Genomic DNA, 16476 nt, shown 5'->3' with positions numbered 1-16476 from the left:
AAGCGGCCTTAGACCTGGGTCGAGTTGGCCGCTTTTTAGCATTGATGAGTACGTGTAGCCATTGCAATTGCCTGTGATGCTTTGAGGTCAACTCATCCAGTTTCCACCGTCGACATTGTAGGTCTGAGCCACCACATATTCGCTCTCGGACGAAGCGAGGAATATCGCCATTCCCGTCAGATCATCAGCGGTCCCCATCCGCCCAAAAGGCACCTCTTGACCCACGAGCCTTTTCTTTTCGCCCAATGGCCGATTCTCATATTGAGCGAACATTGCATCGACGCCATCCCAGTGCTCGCCGTCTACCACGCCTGGCGCGATGGCATTCACATTGATCCCATGCCTGATCAGGTCCAGACCTGCTGATTGTGTAAGGCTGATAACAGCCGCTTTAGTCGCGCAATACACACCAACAAGCGCCTCCCCTCTCCTGCCTGCCTGACTGGCCATGTTGATGATTTTGCCGCCATGCCCCTGCCGGATCATCTGACGAGCAGCGGCCTGAAGGGTGAACAGTGTTCCGGCGACATTGATCGACAACAAACGCTCGAAGCTGTCGCGGGTGATGTCGACAATGGGCGCGAGATCAAACAACGCAGCGTTGTTGATCAGGATATCCAGCTTGCCTGTCTGTGCGATGACGGCAGCCATCGCATTATCGATAGACGCTTGGTCGGTCACGTCCATCTCGACAGCGTAGGCGTTTGGCCCGAGCTCGGCAGCCGTGGCCCGGGCGCGCTCAAGGTTGATGTCAGCGATGGCTACCGTTGCCCCTTCATTCACATAGGCCTGAGCAAACGAACGGCCAATGCCTCGGGCGGATCCGGTGACAAGTGCGCTTTTACCTTCTAGTCGTTTCATTGAGTGTTCATCCGTTTTCTTGAATGTCGGGTACGCCCAACCGAGGGCAGTGGAGAGGCTTGAAGATCAGGCGGCGAGTCGCACCAACGGGGCGATAGCCTTCCCGTGCTCGTCGAACAAATGGCAATGCGCAACGTTCAGCGCGACCCACCTCTGCTCTCCATAAGCGACATCGCAATCGCCATTGACGCGTACGGTGAGGGCTTCACCCGACTTGGCCACGACGTGGCAGAAGGTGTCGCTGCCCAGGCGTTCGGTGACGTCTGTGGTGATGGGCAGTTGCCCTTGATCATCCAGGCTGAGGTGTTCAGGGCGTATGCCGACTGTGACCGGGTTGCCCACGCTCAACGTGCTTGCGTCACGAGGGATAAGCAAACGTCGACCGGATGCCAGCTCGACCTCTACGCCCTGATTACTGTTGGCAACCACGGTGGCCTTGAGAAAGCCCATTTTGGGGGTGCCCAGAAATCCTGCGACGAACAGATTGGCCGGTTGGTGATAAAGCTCGAGCGGCGAGCCAATCTGCTCGATACGACCGCCGTTGAGCACCACCACTTTGGTGGCAAGCGTCATGGCTTCGACCTGGTCATGGGTCACGTAGATCATCGTGGCTTGCAGTTCCTTGTGCAGCCGCGACAGCTCCAACCGCATCTGCACCCGCAGGGCGGCGTCGAGGTTGGACAACGGCTCGTCGAACAAAAAGATCTTGGGGTTACGCACGATGGCGCGACCGATGGCCACGCGCTGGCGCTGGCCGCCCGAGAGTTGCTTCGGCTTGCGCTCCAACAAGCGTTCCAGCTCCAGGATCCGGGCGGCCTCAGTCACCTTGCGCTCGACGTCCTGCTTGTTATCACCCGCCAGATCCAGCGCGAAGGACATGTTCTTGCGCACCGTCATGTGCGGGTACAAGGCATAGGTCTGGAACACCATCGCCAGGTCGCGCTTGGCCGGGCTGACTTCGGTGATGTCACGGCCATCCAGTTCGATGGTGCCGCTGGTGACCTCCTCCAGGCCGGCGATCAGGCGCAGCAGGGTGGATTTTCCGCAGCCCGATGGGCCGACGAACACCACGAATTCTTTATCACGGACTTCGAGATCAATGCCCTTGATGATGGACAGACCTTCGAAGCCTTTTTGCAGATTCTTGATTTTCAGGTTGGCCATGGTGGCGCTCCTTTTGTGCTTATTCTTTGAGGGCTATTTCACGGCGCCGAACGACAGGCCGCGGACCAATTGTTTCTGGCTGATCCAACCGAAGATCAGGATCGGTGCGCAGGCCAGTGTCGACACCGCCGACAACTTGGCCCAGAACAGACCTTCGGGGCTGGAGTAGGAGGCGATCAACGCGGTCAGCGGCGCGGCTTTCGACGAGGTCAGGTTCAGCGACCAGAACGCCTCGTTCCAGCACAGGATCAGCGACAGCAGCACCGTGGACGCCAGGCCGCCCTTGGCGATCGGCAGCAACACCCGGACCATTTCCTGCCACAGCGTGGCGCCGTCCAGCCGCGCGGCTTCGAGGATGTCTTTGGGGATGTCTTTGAAGTAGGTGTAAATCATCCAGACCACGATCGGCAGGTTGATCAGCGTGTAGATCACGATCAGCGCGATGCGCGTATCGAGCAGGCCAAAACTCTTGGCCAGCAGGTAGATCGGCATCAGCACGCCCACCGGGGGCAGCATCTTGGTGGAGAGCATCCACAGCAGCGTGCCTTTGGTGCGTTGGGTTTCGTAGAACGCCATCGAGTACGCCGCCGGCACCGCGATCAGCAGGCACAGGGCCGTGGCGCTGAACGAAATCACCACCGAGTTCCAGGCGAAGCTGAAGTAATCGCTGCGCTCGTTGATGTGCAGGTAGTTCTCCAGCGTCGGCGTGAAGAGGAACTGCGGCGGCGTGGCGAACGCATCGATTTCGGTTTTGAAACTGGTCATCACCATCCAGAAGATCGGAAAGAAGATCAGGATCGCGATGGCCCAGGCCAGGGTGCCGAGCAGCAGGCTTTGCAGACGGCGGGATTGTTGAAGGGTCATGGCGCAGGCCTCAGGCTTTGTCAGTCAGGTTTTTGCCGATCATGCGCACCAGCACGATGGCCGCGATGTTGGCGATCACCACCGCGATCAAGCCACCGGCGGACGCCATGCCGACGTCGAACTGCACCAGCGCCTGGTTGTAGATCAGGTACGCCAGGTTGGTCGAGGCGTAGCCGGGACCACCGTTGGTGGTGGTGAAGATTTCGGCGAACACCGAGAGCAGGAAGATGGTTTCGATCATCACCACCACCGCAATCGGCCGCGCCAGGTGCGGCAGGGTCAGGTGCCAGAAAATCGCGATCGGTCCGGCACCGTCCAGGCGCGCGGCTTCCTTCTGTTCCTGGTCGAGGGACTGCATGGCGGTCATCAGGATCAGGATCGCAAAGGGCAGCCATTGCCAGGAGACAATGATGATGATCGACAGCAGCGGGTAGTGCGCCAGCCAGTCCACCGGTTGCGCGCCGAACAGCTTCCAGACGTAGGCGAGGATCCCCGACACCGGGTGGAAAATCAGGTTCTTCCAGATCAGCGCCCCGACGGTGGGCATGATGAAGAACGGCGAGATCAGCATCACCCGCACGATGCCGCGGCCGAGAAACTCACTGGCCTCCAGCAGCGCACTGATCAGCACCCCGAACACCACGCTGATCAACAGCACGCTGCCGACCAGCAACAAGGTGTTGGTGGCGCCGGGCAGGAACCCCGAGTCGCTGAGGAAGTAGCTGAAGTTCTCAAGCCCCACGAACTGGTTTTCACCGGGGTAGAGCAGGTTGTAGCGGATCAGCGAGAAGTAAACGGTCATGCCCAGCGGCACGATCATCCACAACAGCAACAACGCCACCGAGGGGCTGACCAGGAACCAGCCGGGGTTGGCCAACCGGCTTTTACGCACCGGTTGCGGAATGTCCATGTGAGTTTTGGCAGTTGAAATATTCATGGCGATAGAACCGATTGGGAACAGACAAATGAAGATCAACTGTGGGAGTGAGCCTGCTCGCGAAGAGGTCGGTACATCCGATGCATCTCTGGCGACTGGAACACCGCTTTCGCGAGCAGGCTCGCTCCCACATTGAAATGGCGGGTTATTTGGGGTAACCGGCGCGCTTCATTTCACGTTCGGTGGTTGACTGGGCGGCGGCGAGTGCTTGATCAACCGACATCTGTCCGGTGAGAGCCGCCGAAAACAGCTTCCCTACAGACGTGCCAATCGCCTGGAATTCGGGAATGGTGACGTACTGGATGCCAACATAAGGAACAGACTTGATCGATGGGTGCGCAGGATCTGCGTGCTGCATCATCTGCAAGGTCACTTGGGCGAAAGGTGCGGCCTTCAAATAGGCCTCGTTGTAGGTGGACTGCCGAGTGCCTGGCGGCACATTGGTGATGCCGTCTGTTTTAGCGACAAGTTGAATGTATTCTTTCGACGTTGCCCACGTGATAAAGGCCTTGGCGGTGTCTTTGTGCTTGGAGGTTGCGGGTATCGCCAGCGACCACGCATACAGCCATGACGAACCTTTGTCGGTCACCTCAGTCGGTGCAGGCGCAAAGCCCACACTGTCGACGACCTTGCTCTGCTCTTTATCGGTGGTGAACGAGCCCGCGACGCTGGCATCCACCCAGATCGCGCATTTGCCACTGTTGAACAGCGCGAGGGTTTCGTTGAACCCATTGCTCGACACCCCTGGCGGCCCGAACTTCTTGAGGGTATCAACGTAAAAGTGCGCCGCTGCGGCCCACTCTGGGCTGGACAGCTCAGGCTGCCACTGTTCATCGAACCAACGGGCACCAAAGGCGTTGGCCATGGTGCTCATCAGCGCGATGTTCTCACCCCAACCGGCCTTGCCACGCAGGCACATGCCGTACTGTCCTTTGTCAGGCTGGTGGAGCCTGGACGCAAATTCGCCAAGCTGCGTCCAGGTCGGATGCTCGGGCATGCTCAGGCCTGCTTGTTTGAACAAATCGGTGCGGTAATAGGTGATCGTGCTTTCGCCATAGAAAGGCAACGCGTAGAGCGTGTTGTTGACCGACAGGCCTTGGCGTACCGAAGGGAAGATGTCTTCCAGGTCGTACTCGGGTGGCAGCCCGGTGATGGGCTCGAGCCAACGCTTGGCGCCCCAAAGCGGCGTTTCATAAGTACCAATCGTCAGCACGTCGAATTGGCCGCCTTGTGTGGCGATATCGGTCGTCAGGCGCTGACGCAGGACGTTTTCTTCCAGCACCACCCAATTGAGCTTCACATCAGGATGCTGTTGTTCAAAAATTTTGGAGAGTCGCTGCATCCGGATCATGTCGCCATTGTTGACGGTGGCAATGGTCACTGTTTCAGCGGCTTGACTGACAAGGGCGAAGGATAGGCCAGCGGAAAGGAAAAGCGCTTTCGGGATTTTCATCGTAGTGCTCTCCGCTCCGCGCCTTGGACGACGGGAGCTATTATTTTTGTTTGTTAACCACCGCTGATCAAATACGTCTGACCGGCAATGGTGGACGACTCGATTACAGCAGCTTAAAAAGGCCCGGACAAACGCATAGCGGATGCGCATCTGATACTTTTTTAACCGCACGCGTCATAGCGGCCGGAGATCAAAAAAGTATTAGTTGCAGGCAATACGTGAGCTAGCAGGTGCCGGCGGAGAAGGCGTATGTTGGTCGCATTCGAAGAACAAATAATTAAATAGGGGCATGACATGCCTGATACCCGAGCAGCCCTGTTCGAGCAGCGACCCGCCGAGCTGGAGGTTATTCTTCCTGAGCCCGATCATTGCTTTCGCTGGTACGAACACGATTACCCCTACTCCCTGGCTCGCTGGAATCATCACCCTGAATTCGAAATTCATCTGATCCGCCAAGGCAGCGGCAAGCTCGTCGCGGGCGATTACATTGGTGCGTTCGGTGCCGGTCACGTAGCGCTCATCGGCCCCGCCCTTCCCCATGACTGGATTGGGGATCTCGCTGCCGGTGAATACCTCGCGGGGCGCGATGTGGTGCTGCAGTTTGATGGCGCAGCCATTTTGGCCTTACGCGCAACGATGCCTGAGCTGGGAGAGCTTCAGCACCTTTTTGAACAAGCGCGTCGCGGCCTGGAGTTCACTGGGGCAACGGCTCTACAGGCAGCGCGACTGCTTGAGGACATAGGCCCCGCCCAAGGTCTCGAGCGTTTGATTCTGTTCCTGCAATTGATCAACGCGCTGATGAAAGCCCCCTCGCATGACGTTCACTTGCTCGCCAGCGCATGCTATGCGCCCACCCTGGATGCCCGCAGTTCCGAGCGAATCAACAAGGCCTTTGACTACCTACTGACTGAACTCACCGGCGACATTCGCCTGTCGGTTATCGCTCAGCGCCTGGAGATGAGCGAGCCCGGTTTTTCGCGCTTCTTCAAACGGATTACCGGCCACGGTTTCATCGATCTCATGCGCAAGCTCAGGGTTCAGCGCGCCTGCAGGCTGTTGTTGCAAACAGAGATGTCGGTGGCTGACATCTGCTTTGAGGTTGGCTATGAAAACCTTTCTAACTTCAACAGGCACTTTCGCATCGAAATGGAACAGACACCGAGCGAATACCGTCGCGAAACGGCGATGACGTTGTTCAATCGCAACGGTGCTCACCCGTCCCTGCCTTTCACCAAAGCCCATTGAGTGAGTAATGCCTGGCGGTCGACTCTGATCTGTCAGCAGCAACTCCCTAAGAAAAAATTGAGGAAATGACAATGGAATTGCCTCGCGCAGTCGTATTTGGCGAAGCCCTGACCGACCTTGTCCAAGGCGCTCCCGGACAGTGGAAAGGCTATCCAGGCGGCGCGCCCTGGAATGTTGCACGAGCGCTAAGTCGCTTGGGCGTTAGCAGCGCCTTCGCAGGCTCGATCAGCACCGACTCCCTGGGCGACGAGATAGCCAGGCAATCAGAGCTGGCAGGTCTGGACCGGCGATTTATCCAACGAGTAGACCGAGACCCCTTGGTGGCCATCGTTCCATCGAGCCGTCCTCCACGATATTTTTTTGCTGGAGAGGCCGATCAGTTTTTCGATCCCGGCCTGATGCCGCAAGGATGGATTGACCATGCTCAAGTGTGCCATTTCAGCTGTATCAGCCTGGCTCGTCAGCCGCTTGGTGACAGACTGGTAAAACTCGCTCAACAGGCCAAAGGCGCGGGTAAACGGATTAGCTATGATCCGAACTGGCGCAATTTGATGGACAGCCGTTATCGGGAGCAGACGTTCCCGACGATGACCGCCCTGGCCGACATGATTAAGCTTTCCGACGAAGACCTTCGGCACATTTATCCAGGGCTGACCGAACACCAGGCATTGGATGAGCTTCGCGCACTTAATCCAGTGGCTGAGATCCTGTTTACTCGAGGTGAACACGGCATGGTTCTGTACACCCCCGACGGCCGGTATGAGCAGCCGGCTATCGCCGTAGACGTGGCCGATACGGTAGGTGCAGGAGACGCTTGCATGGCCGGTTGGCTGGCATCGGACTTGCTCGGAATGACCGATTTCAGGGAACGCTTGCGATTTTCATCAGCCTGCGCATCCCTGTCCTGCCGCCATGCCGGGGCCCATGCTCCAACGTTGGCCGAGGTGAAAGGTTTACTTAATACGCCAAAATCTTGAAGACACACCGCTCCTTCCCCCCTGTATTTGCATTGACGTTGGACGGAGCCAGGCCGGTTCCGGTGCTACGCTTTCATTTCCTTGAATAGAGAACGAAGCGATGCGCACCGAACCTTCAATCCCCTGTCGTTCACGACTGTACCCATGAAGCGGATCCTGATCGGTGGTATCGCCGTAGCGATTATCGGCACGATGACGTCTGGATTTTTCCAATGGAAAGTTGCCGAAAACCACAAACATGACGTTCTGTGTGGAGAGGCCAAGCAGGCTCTGAAAGGCGTGGAAATCCGAGCGCGGGCGTTGGCTGCCGGGCTGTCCGTAGATGCCTATGGCAAGGCTGAAGAAGACGAAGTGGCGACACTCATTAGTGCTCTCGACGCCGCCACCAGTGACGCTGAGGTTGACGCAGTCATCGAGGCGCACGCTGCCGCCATAGAAGCGGTGGATGCTGCAATTGACGCTGAGGTCGATACTCGAGGCGATCAGACATTCCTCGAACAGCGACTCGTGAAACAGCGGATACCTGTCGACGTTAAAAAAGAACTGCAACGCGCCGCGAAGGCCGTTAACGTCACGTGTAGTTAGCGTTCAACGCTAGGCAAGGCGCACACAACCAACTGCTGCACGCGGCCAATTCTGCCGCCGTACCTTCATCACCACCCGGCCGTTCTCCAGCACAAAGACGTACTGCGCATAATCGCTTGAGTTAATGCTCTGCCCTAACAAGAACAAAAAAGCATTAACAAATACAAAATCAGTATTTATCGTTATAAAAATATCCGGGTACTCTCAGTTCATCCCGTCATTCATCACCACAGTGAAGTGCCCCATGAATCCGACTGACAACCTCATCGACTTCGCCAGCTACCGCAAACGCAAACAGGCTCAGCAACGGGCGCGGGCCATGTGGGAAATGTACGCACGCAATGCAGGTTTGCAGGCCGCTCAGTGAGTGCAAGCCGCTAAAGCCACCGAGACGCGTCAGGCGTGAACGCACAGGAACCCTCGCGCTTTCTGGCGAGCGCCGACGAACCCGCGCTGGATTTGAATAACCTGGAATCATCAGAAGAAGACCCGATCTGCGAACGGGTCGCACAGAACCTGCAGCGTCTGCGGGGCAAGCGTCATCTGTCCCTCGACGCCCTCGCCCGGCAGTGCGGTGTGAGCCGGGCAATGCTGGCGCAAATCGAATCCGGGCGCAGCGTGCCGTCCATCAAGGTGCTGTGCAAAATCGCCAAGGGACTGAAGGTGTCGGTGGCCGCATTTCTTGAGCATCGGGCCTTCGAAGGGGTGGCGGTGCTGTCGGCCAGCCAGAGCAAACGCCTGGTCAGTGCCAGCGGTGCCTTTGTCAGCCGCGCGCTGTTTCCGTTCGACGTAGCGCGCCAATCGGAGTTTTACGAACTGCGCCTGAGCCCGCTCGGTGAGGACGTCTGCGAGGGACATGGCCCGGGCGTGCAGGAAAACCTGGTGGTGTCGCAGGGCGTGCTGGAAATCAGCGTCAACGACGAGCGCTACCTGCTCTCCACCGGCGACTCGATCCTGTTCTATGCCGACCAGCCCCACCGCTACCGCAACCCGGCCGACAGTGAGGCGGTGGCCTATCTGGTGGTGACTTACCCGGAACGCCTGGACTGACAAACACCAAAACTGTAGGAGCACGGCTTGCCGGCGAAGGCGTACTTGAGGGCGCCTTCGCCGGCAAGCCGTGCTCCTACGAAGTGCGAATGCAAAACGCCCGGCTAATCTGCATTAGCCGGGCGTTTTGATGCCTGCTTAGACGATCAGCAGGTGCAGCACATCAGCGGCATGCCATTGCAGCTCATCATCATCGGCATGCTGCAGTCGTTCATCATTTTCATCATCAGGGTGCAGCAGTTTTTCATCATGTCCATGTTCATGCCGGCCATCGGCATGATTTTGCACATCATGCAGTCAGCCATCAGCGTGCATTCCATTACGCACTTCATCGATGGCATCGGCATGCCCATCATCGGCATGGGCATCATGGTGCTCATCATCGGCATGGCCATGCTCGCCTGGGACATGCACATCATGCTCATGTTGCCGCAATGCATCATCATCGGCATGCCGCAGTTCATCATCATCTGCATCATTTCAGCGCTGTTCTTGAACATGGCCATGTCCATGCCAGCCGCCGGCATCATTTTGCACATCATGCCGTCGTCCATCATTTCGCACGACATGGTTGCCATCATCATCGGCATGCCCATCATCGGCATCATTGGCATGGTGGTGTTCATCGGCATTTGCATCGGCATGGCGTTCATCATGGTGTTGCTCCCTGAATCATTGAATAGTTGGACGAAGCTGATGGAGCGAATTCTAAGGAGTGACGCAGAGGCGACAAGATGATGATCGAACAGCAAAAATGGATGTTGGAACCGCCTTAGTGCGGCCTTCAGGGCAACAATGGCTGCTACGACGACCAGGCCGTTGTTATCACGACCACATGCACAGCCATGACGCGGCTTTATGGGTTATGGATATACGAACTACAGCTATATAAATAACCGAAAGAAATAATCGATCTAAACAGGATCCATTTTTTTTAATTCAGCGGCTCAATGTCAGCGACTCGGCAGAAAACACTTGGGCGTCGGTCAGCTTTTGCACGTCGACGCGATGGGGAAAGATCTTCTTTTCCACGAACAAGTCGTCGACTTGCTGCAACGCCTTCACATCCCGCGGCTCCACCGGCAACAGCGACTCGTCGCCCCAACCGCGCAGCCGCTGCGAAACTTCAAGGGGGATATCGTTGACCTTGGCGAAGACCCGGGCGTACTCGTCGGGGTTCTGCCGGGCCCACTCGAACGCCTTGGCGAAACGCTGCAACACGTCGCTGAGCGCCTTGCGCTTGAGTGGGTCGGTCAGGACTTCATCGGAAGCCGTGATAAACGTCAGACCGGTGTTGATGCCCTCACCGCTGATCAACACCCGGGCGCCCTGCTGCTCGGCAAACGCTTGATAGATACCGAAGGTGGCCCACGCTTCGATCTTCCCGGCATTGAACGCCGACAAGGCGTCGGTCGGCAGGACAAAACCGACGTTGACGTCTTTCTCATCGACCCCGGCGTTGGCCAGTGCGCGAATCAACAGGTACTGAGAGATGCTGCCTCGGGCCGAAGACACCACGACATTGCGGCCTTTCAAATCCGCGACGCTATGAATAGGCGAATCGGCTGGAACCAGGATCGCAATGCCCCTTGATTGGCTACGCCGCACCGCGACGATGCGCAAGGGTGTGCCACCAGTCGCGGCGGCGAGCACCGGCGTATCACCGGCCGGCCCAAGATCTACCGCGCCGGCGCGCAAGGCTTCAAACAATGGCGCGGCGCCCTGAAAATTGGCCCACTCAACCTTGTAGTCAATGCCCTCAAAGGCGTTCGCCGCCTCGACCACCGTGCGCAGACCCTTGGCCTGATCGCCCAGCACCAGCGTGACGCCGGACAATGCTGGCTGGGCTGAGGATGGGGCTTTTGTCTGGACGGCATCGCCGCAGCCGCTGAGCAGCAACGCCGCGCCAGACAGCATCAACATCGCAGATCTCCAGACACGTATTGGCATAACGCAACCTCCCTGTTTCAAATCATCAACCATGGGCAAACCGCCGGACAGTACTGTTCGTGGCCTGACGCTCAGCCACCGCGATGGTTTCCACTTCAACCCCCAACAAACTCAACAGCCGTGCACGGATGGCCTGAAAGCCTTCCTGCCCCGTGTCTCGGGCTCGCGGCAGGTCGATCGTCAGCTGCTCGGCAATCTTGCCGTTGGCCAGCACGATAACCCGATCGGCCAGCAGGATCGCTTCGTCCACGTCATGGGTCACCAGCAGCACGGCTGGCGTGTGTTTACGCCACAATTCAATGATCAGCCGATGCATGCGAATCCGGGTCAGCGCATCGAGTGCGGCGAACGGCTCGTCGAGCAGCAACAGCTTGGGCTCGCGCACCAGACCGCGGGCCAGCGCCACGCGTTGCGCTTCGCCGCCGGAGAGCGTGGCCGGGTAGGCTTCCAATCGATGAGCCAGGCCCACTTCCGTCAGGGCCTGCACCGCACGCGCCTTGGCGTCGGGGATGTGCAGCCCGAGAATCACGTTCTTCCAGGCGCGTTTCCAGGGCATCAACCGAGGCTCCTGAAACACCGCTGCCCGCGCCTTGGGCACCAACAACTGGCCGCTGTCGATACTGTCCAGCCCGGCCAGGCTGCGCAGCAAAGTCGTCTTGCCCGAACCGCTGGCCCCGAGCAGCGCGACGAATTCGCCCGGTGCGATGTCCAGGTCCAGGCCGTCGATCACCCGTTGTTGGCCAAATTGGCGCACGACATTGCGCAGTTGTACGGGCGCCGCTGAATGTGCAGGGTTCGACGCGTTCAAAAGATCGATGCTCGACATATCAGGTCCTCACAAAAGTTGGGCGCCAGGCCAGGGCAAAACGCTCCAGCGTGCGGATCAGTCCGTCGATCAATAAGCCGAGGACGCTGTAAATAAGCAGGCAGATAACAATCACGTCAGTGCGCATGAAGTCCCGCGCATCGCTGGCCAGAAAGCCAATGCCGGCGGTGGTATTGATTTGCTCGACGAACACCAGCGCCAGCCAGGAAATCCCCAGGGAGTAACGCAGGCCGACAAAGAATGAGGGCAAGGAGCCCGGCAGGATCACGTGCCAGATCAACTCGCGACGATTCAGGCCGAGGGTGTTGGCAGCCTCGATCAGTTTGGGGTCGATATTGCGTATGCCGGCGAACAGGTTCAGGTACACCGGGAAGGTCGTACCGGTCACGATCAACGCGATCTTGGTGAACTCGCCGATGCCGAACCAGAGAATGAACAACGGCACCAGCGCCAGCGAAGGAATGGTGCGCAGCATTTGCATTGGCGAATCGAGGATCACCTCACCGCGCTTGGACAAGCCGGTGATCAGTGCCGCGACGACACCGACGCTGACGCCAATACTCAAGCCCAGCAGCGCTCGCTGCAGCGATACCAGCAAATGCTTGCCCAGCTCACCGGAAACGATCATCGCCCAGAGCGTGCCACCGATCTGCGATGGCGCCGCGATGATCCGTTGCGGAATGAGCCCCCACTGCGACGCCAGCTCCCACAACAGCAGCAGCGCGATCGGGCTCACCAGGCGCAGCAACACTTCGGGTGTTCGCCAGTTTCTCAGCCAATTGGGGATCAGCTTTGATGCTCCCTGCAGATCACTGCTGAGGCGAATGGCCTTATTGACGGAAAACGAGCTACTGGCACTCGGTGTATGAAAAGACTTTTCAGTCATCAGGCTTCCTTCCTCATAAAGAACATGGCCGGAGGCGCCATGCGTCAGCTTCAGAATTCATGCTATTCGCATAAAAAACCTCAGTGAAATTCTTTTTAGGAATAACCTAATATGATTAAAAATCAGATAGAAAATAAACCAGATAAATTATTTGCATAATAAAAAGGCTCAACCCCCACGCCTTGCATTGTGCATGGCGGACACCGATTAAAATACCATTACCTGATATCAGCGCTTTCTTATGATTCATTTATTTAATAATTAACTTAGAACAAATCGGCATTTCACAGCCCTGCCCGCTGCGCCTACCTTCGACACCACAGACCGACCCCAATGCCAGGTGGAGGCTTGAATCACGCTATCCAACGACAAGGAACTCCCATGAGTATTGAATTCATCGGCTACATCGGCGGCCACCATGCTTCGGAAATCCACCCCCGCAGCGGCCCTGTCTTACAGCCTGAGTACGTGGAAACCGTCGCCCGTGCTCATGACGACGCAGGTTTCGACCGCGCACTGGTGGCCTTCCACTCCAACAGCCCGGACAGCACGCTGATTGCCTCGCATGCGGCCAGCGTGACGAAAAACCTGAAGTTCCTCATCGCCCATCGACCGGGTTTTGCTGCGCCAACCCTGGCCGCGCGCCAGTTCGCTACCCTCGATGTCTTCAATGGCGGACGCACCGCCGTGCACATCATCACCGGCGGCGATGATCGCGAGCTGCGGGCCGACGGCAGCTACATCGGCAAGGACGAGCGCTACGCGCGCACCGATGAATACCTCGATGTGCTGCGCCAGGAATGGACCCGCGAAAAACCTTTCAACTATGACGGCAAGTATTACCAGTTCGAGGGCGCGCACTCAGCCGTGAAGTCGCCGCAACAGCCGCACATTCCGCTGTATTTCGGCGGCTCATCAGCGGCCGCGATTGCGGTCGCGGGCAAGCATGCGGACGTCTATGCGCTGTGGGGTGAAACCTACGAGCAAGTGCGCGAAGTGGTGAAACAGGTGCGCGCCGAGGCCGCCAAACATGGCCGAGAGATTCGCTTCAGCCTGTCGTTGCGACCGATTCTGGCAGACACCGAAGCGCAAGCCTGGGAACGTGCCGAACGCATCCTGCAACAGGCCACCGCCCTGGCTGAACAGAATGGCTTTGTGCGCCGCGAACCACCGAACGAAGGCTCCCGGCGCCTGCTGGCGGCAGCCGCTCAAGGCTCGCGTCTGGACAAGCGACTGTGGACCGGGATCGCTGGCCTGCTGGGGGCACAAGGCAACTCGACGTCACTGGTCGGCACCCCGGAACAAGTGGCCGAAGCCCTGCTCGACTACTACGACCTGGGCATCACCACCTTCCTGATCCGCGGTTTCGACCCACTCAACGATGCCATCGACTACGGCAAGCGTTTGATCCCGCTGACCCGAAAACTGGTGGCGGAGCGTGAGCGGCAAGCGGCTGAAAAGGTAGCCTGAAGACACGGAGTATCCATTGTGGGAGCGAGCCTGCTCGCGAAGACGGCAGCACACTCAACAGGGATGTTGACTGGCAGACCGCTTTCGCGAGCAGGCTCGCTCCCACATTTTTGTTCCGGGGGTGTTCACAAGGGCTGTGTTCACCAGTGATACCTGTGGGAAAGGCTCAATTCTTATAATCGATATCGGTCCGCTCCAACTGGCGGATCAACGCATTCCAATGCCGCGCAACACCTGGCCCGTCGCCGCTCTTGAACACCTCGGCCTGCTTCTCGACCTTGGCCACCACCTCGGCCGGCGGAAAGATCAGTTCGGCATTGCCGCCGGACTGGGCGGCGATCTGAATAGTGCAGGCGCGCTCCAACACGTGCAGCTGCTGGAACGCATGTTCGACGCTGATACCTGCGGTCAACAAACCGTGGTTACGCAGGATTAACACACTTTTATCGCCCAAATCGGCCACCAGACGCTCACGCTCGTCCAGATCCAGCGCCACGCCTTCGTATCCGTGATAGGCCACCCGCCCGGAAAAACCGATGGAGTGCTGGGAAATCGGCAACAACCCGTCGCGCTGAGCGGACACCGCGATGCCGTCGCGCGTATGGGTATGCAGAACCGCTTGCAGGTCGGGACGCGCTCCGTGAATGGCGCTGTGAATCACGTAACCGGCGTAGTTGATACCCAGCCCTGTCGGGTCATCGACGAGGGTGCCGTCGATGTCGACTTTGACCAGGTTGGAGGCGGTGATCTCATCAAACAACAGCCCGAAGGCATTGATCAGGAAATGCTCGTCAGGCCCCGGCACCCGTGCAGAAAAATGCGTGTAGATGTGATCGGTCCATTTGAACAGGGCCGCCAGCCGATAGGCCGCGGCCAGTTTGACACGCACCTCCCATTCTTCCGGGCTGACACGCTGGCGAACATTTTTCGAGACACTGGATAACGGGCTGATGCTGCTCATGGCAAAACTTCCTGGATGGCCTTAAGGATTCCAGCCAGCCTATGGGAAGCCAAAAAATAATAAAAAGCACATTTTAATCTAAGCTAATTATCATTTTTTTTTATTATCTTCAGCCACTCCATTCATGCCGCGCTCTTGATCTTTTGCAACGATCCGGCAACCAGTTTGCCAAACGCGTCGACTGGTCCTTGCAGGTTGCCAAGAAAATGCGGGTAGATCAGCCACAGGTCCATCACCGGTTTGAAATCCTTGAGCGGCATGACCGCCAGCTGATCGAAATGGGCGCTGCGCTCCAGCAACGGACGCGGCACAAGCCCGAGGCCCAGACCGTCTGCAACCAGGCCCAGCTGCAATTCTGTACCGAAGGTTTCCAGATTGATCCGCAGGGCCAGGCCCTGGTCCGACAGGGTGCGTTGCAACCCCGCCCGGAAGCCACAGCCATCGGGATTGAGAATCCAGCCACTCTGGTAAACGTCGGCGAGTTTGCACGGACGCTTGGGCATCTGAGCCTTGGCGCACACCACCACCAACTCCATCTTGCCGATGGACTCACCAATAATGTTGTCCGGGAAAATCTTGCCGGCCGGGAACAGTGCCGCCGCCGCATCCAGTTCGCCGCGCTCGATCTTGCCGACCAGTTGACTGCCCCACCCCGTGGCCACCTGAGCCCGCAATTCGGGGTACTCCATGCGCAGATGCTTGAGCGCATCGAGCAGCACCACGTCGCCGATGGTTTGCGGAACGCCCAGACGCAGCAGCCCTGTGGGCGGTGCATCGGTGGCCACCAGTTCGCGCAACGCATCCATTTCCCGCAGGATCAAACGGCATTGTTCGTACACCCGCGTGCCGATCAGTGTGGGCTTGAGCGGTTTGGTATTGCGGTCGAACAACTCCACGCCCAGCGCCTGCTCAAAGTTCTGCACGCGCCGCGTGATGGCCGGCTGGGTCAGCTGCAGCGACTCGGCAGCATGGCTGATGGACTGGCAACGAATCACTTCGACAAAGGCATCGATATCGTCAATTTTCATTTGGCCCGCACATAGAGAACAGTCAATAAGATGTCTGAAAAGCATAGTTCTATTGTTTGAATCTGGATAGTCCGCCGTATTGCGGAGCACCGTTCAATAGCGTCTTACGCGGTGTTACCGGCCTATTAATTCCTTTCAGCTATAACCTAATCATTAAACAATCGCATATTGATCTAAAACATTATGCTTAAATCAAAAGGTCAACTTTTCGAACGAACA

At 57.8% G+C, this 16476-nt stretch carries 17 protein-coding genes; 6 read left to right on the top strand and 11 right to left on the bottom strand.

Annotation, left to right across the window (positions count from 1 at the left end):
• Positions 1–87: 87 nt before the first annotated feature.
• From ACYZT5_RS01880 to ACYZT5_RS01860, 5 genes are all read right to left on the bottom strand, one after another.
• Positions 88–861 carry an L-iditol 2-dehydrogenase gene (locus ACYZT5_RS01880; protein ID WP_462049530.1) on the bottom strand — a complete coding sequence of 258 codons (774 nt, stop codon included), beginning with the start codon at positions 859–861 and terminating at the stop codon, positions 88–90.
• Between the two features lie 66 nt (positions 862–927).
• Positions 928–2025, bottom strand: coding sequence for an ABC transporter ATP-binding protein (locus tag ACYZT5_RS01875; RefSeq protein WP_462049529.1), 1098 nt, complete (start codon positions 2023–2025; stop codon positions 928–930).
• Positions 2026–2058: 33 nt separating this feature from the next.
• Entirely contained in the window at positions 2059–2889 is an 831-nt protein-coding gene (locus ACYZT5_RS01870; protein ID WP_024164536.1) for a carbohydrate ABC transporter permease, read from the bottom strand.
• A gap of 10 nt (positions 2890–2899) precedes the next feature.
• Positions 2900–3826 (bottom strand): carbohydrate ABC transporter permease, encoded by a 927-nt coding sequence (locus ACYZT5_RS01865; protein ID WP_462049528.1) that lies wholly within the window; start codon positions 3824–3826, stop codon positions 2900–2902.
• Positions 3827–3971: 145 nt separating this feature from the next.
• A complete protein-coding gene (locus ACYZT5_RS01860; RefSeq protein WP_462052167.1) occupies positions 3972–5279 on the bottom strand; it encodes an ABC transporter substrate-binding protein in 1308 nt (435 codons plus the stop codon).
• 294 nt (positions 5280–5573) lie between these two features.
• On the opposite strand from ACYZT5_RS01860, the gene ACYZT5_RS01855 reads away from it, so the two are divergent.
• The 5 genes from ACYZT5_RS01855 to ACYZT5_RS01835 all read left to right on the top strand — a co-directional run bounded on the left by ACYZT5_RS01855 (position 5574) and on the right by ACYZT5_RS01835 (position 9136).
• A complete protein-coding gene (locus ACYZT5_RS01855; RefSeq protein ID WP_462049527.1) occupies positions 5574–6524 on the top strand; it encodes a helix-turn-helix domain-containing protein in 951 nt (316 codons plus the stop codon).
• A 71-nt stretch (positions 6525–6595) separates the two neighbouring features.
• Positions 6596–7501 (top strand): carbohydrate kinase family protein, encoded by a 906-nt coding sequence (locus ACYZT5_RS01850; RefSeq protein ID WP_462049526.1) that lies wholly within the window; start codon positions 6596–6598, stop codon positions 7499–7501.
• Positions 7502–7645: 144 nt separating this feature from the next.
• Positions 7646–8086, top strand: a complete 441-nt coding sequence (locus ACYZT5_RS01845; RefSeq protein WP_462049525.1) for a hypothetical protein — start codon at positions 7646–7648, stop codon at positions 8084–8086.
• 244 nt (positions 8087–8330) lie between these two features.
• Positions 8331–8453: a hypothetical protein gene (locus tag ACYZT5_RS01840; protein ID WP_462049524.1), complete on the top strand. Its 123-nt coding sequence runs from the start codon at positions 8331–8333 to the stop codon at positions 8451–8453.
• Between the two features lie 92 nt (positions 8454–8545).
• Positions 8546–9136 carry a helix-turn-helix domain-containing protein gene (locus ACYZT5_RS01835; protein ID WP_462052166.1) on the top strand — a complete coding sequence of 197 codons (591 nt, stop codon included), beginning with the start codon at positions 8546–8548 and terminating at the stop codon, positions 9134–9136.
• A gap of 146 nt (positions 9137–9282) precedes the next feature.
• Here the strand turns inward: ACYZT5_RS01835 and ACYZT5_RS01830 are convergent, their stop codons facing one another.
• The 4 genes from ACYZT5_RS01830 to ACYZT5_RS01815 all read right to left on the bottom strand — a co-directional run bounded on the left by ACYZT5_RS01830 (position 9283) and on the right by ACYZT5_RS01815 (position 12798).
• Positions 9283–9792 (bottom strand): hypothetical protein, encoded by a 510-nt coding sequence (locus ACYZT5_RS01830; RefSeq protein ID WP_462049523.1) that lies wholly within the window; start codon positions 9790–9792, stop codon positions 9283–9285.
• A 283-nt stretch (positions 9793–10075) separates the two neighbouring features.
• On the bottom strand, positions 10076–11086 hold the full coding sequence (locus tag ACYZT5_RS01825; protein ID WP_462049522.1) for an ABC transporter substrate-binding protein: 1011 nt from the start codon (positions 11084–11086) through the stop codon (positions 10076–10078).
• A gap of 25 nt (positions 11087–11111) precedes the next feature.
• On the bottom strand, positions 11112–11912 hold the full coding sequence (locus ACYZT5_RS01820) for an ABC transporter ATP-binding protein (protein ID WP_462049521.1): 801 nt from the start codon (positions 11910–11912) through the stop codon (positions 11112–11114).
• A 1-nt stretch (position 11913) separates the two neighbouring features.
• Positions 11914–12798: an ABC transporter permease gene (locus ACYZT5_RS01815; RefSeq protein WP_462049520.1), complete on the bottom strand. Its 885-nt coding sequence runs from the start codon at positions 12796–12798 to the stop codon at positions 11914–11916.
• Between the two features lie 381 nt (positions 12799–13179).
• Between ACYZT5_RS01815 and ACYZT5_RS01810 the strand changes: the two genes are divergently transcribed.
• Entirely contained in the window at positions 13180–14268 is a 1089-nt protein-coding gene (locus ACYZT5_RS01810) for an LLM class flavin-dependent oxidoreductase (RefSeq protein ID WP_462049519.1), read from the top strand.
• A 166-nt stretch (positions 14269–14434) separates the two neighbouring features.
• Here the strand turns inward: ACYZT5_RS01810 and ACYZT5_RS01805 are convergent, their stop codons facing one another.
• Both ACYZT5_RS01805 and ACYZT5_RS01800 read right to left on the bottom strand, forming a co-directional pair.
• Positions 14435–15229 (bottom strand): class II aldolase/adducin family protein, encoded by a 795-nt coding sequence (locus ACYZT5_RS01805; RefSeq protein ID WP_462049518.1) that lies wholly within the window; start codon positions 15227–15229, stop codon positions 14435–14437.
• Between the two features lie 122 nt (positions 15230–15351).
• Positions 15352–16257 carry a LysR family transcriptional regulator gene (locus ACYZT5_RS01800; RefSeq protein WP_462049517.1) on the bottom strand — a complete coding sequence of 302 codons (906 nt, stop codon included), beginning with the start codon at positions 16255–16257 and terminating at the stop codon, positions 15352–15354.
• Between the last annotated feature and the right edge of the window lie 219 nt (positions 16258–16476).

The organism is Pseudomonas sp. LB3P14 (assembly GCF_054898045.1).
Note: the sequence above shows the minus strand (reverse complement) of the source record. Positions and strands in the feature narration are given on the sequence as shown.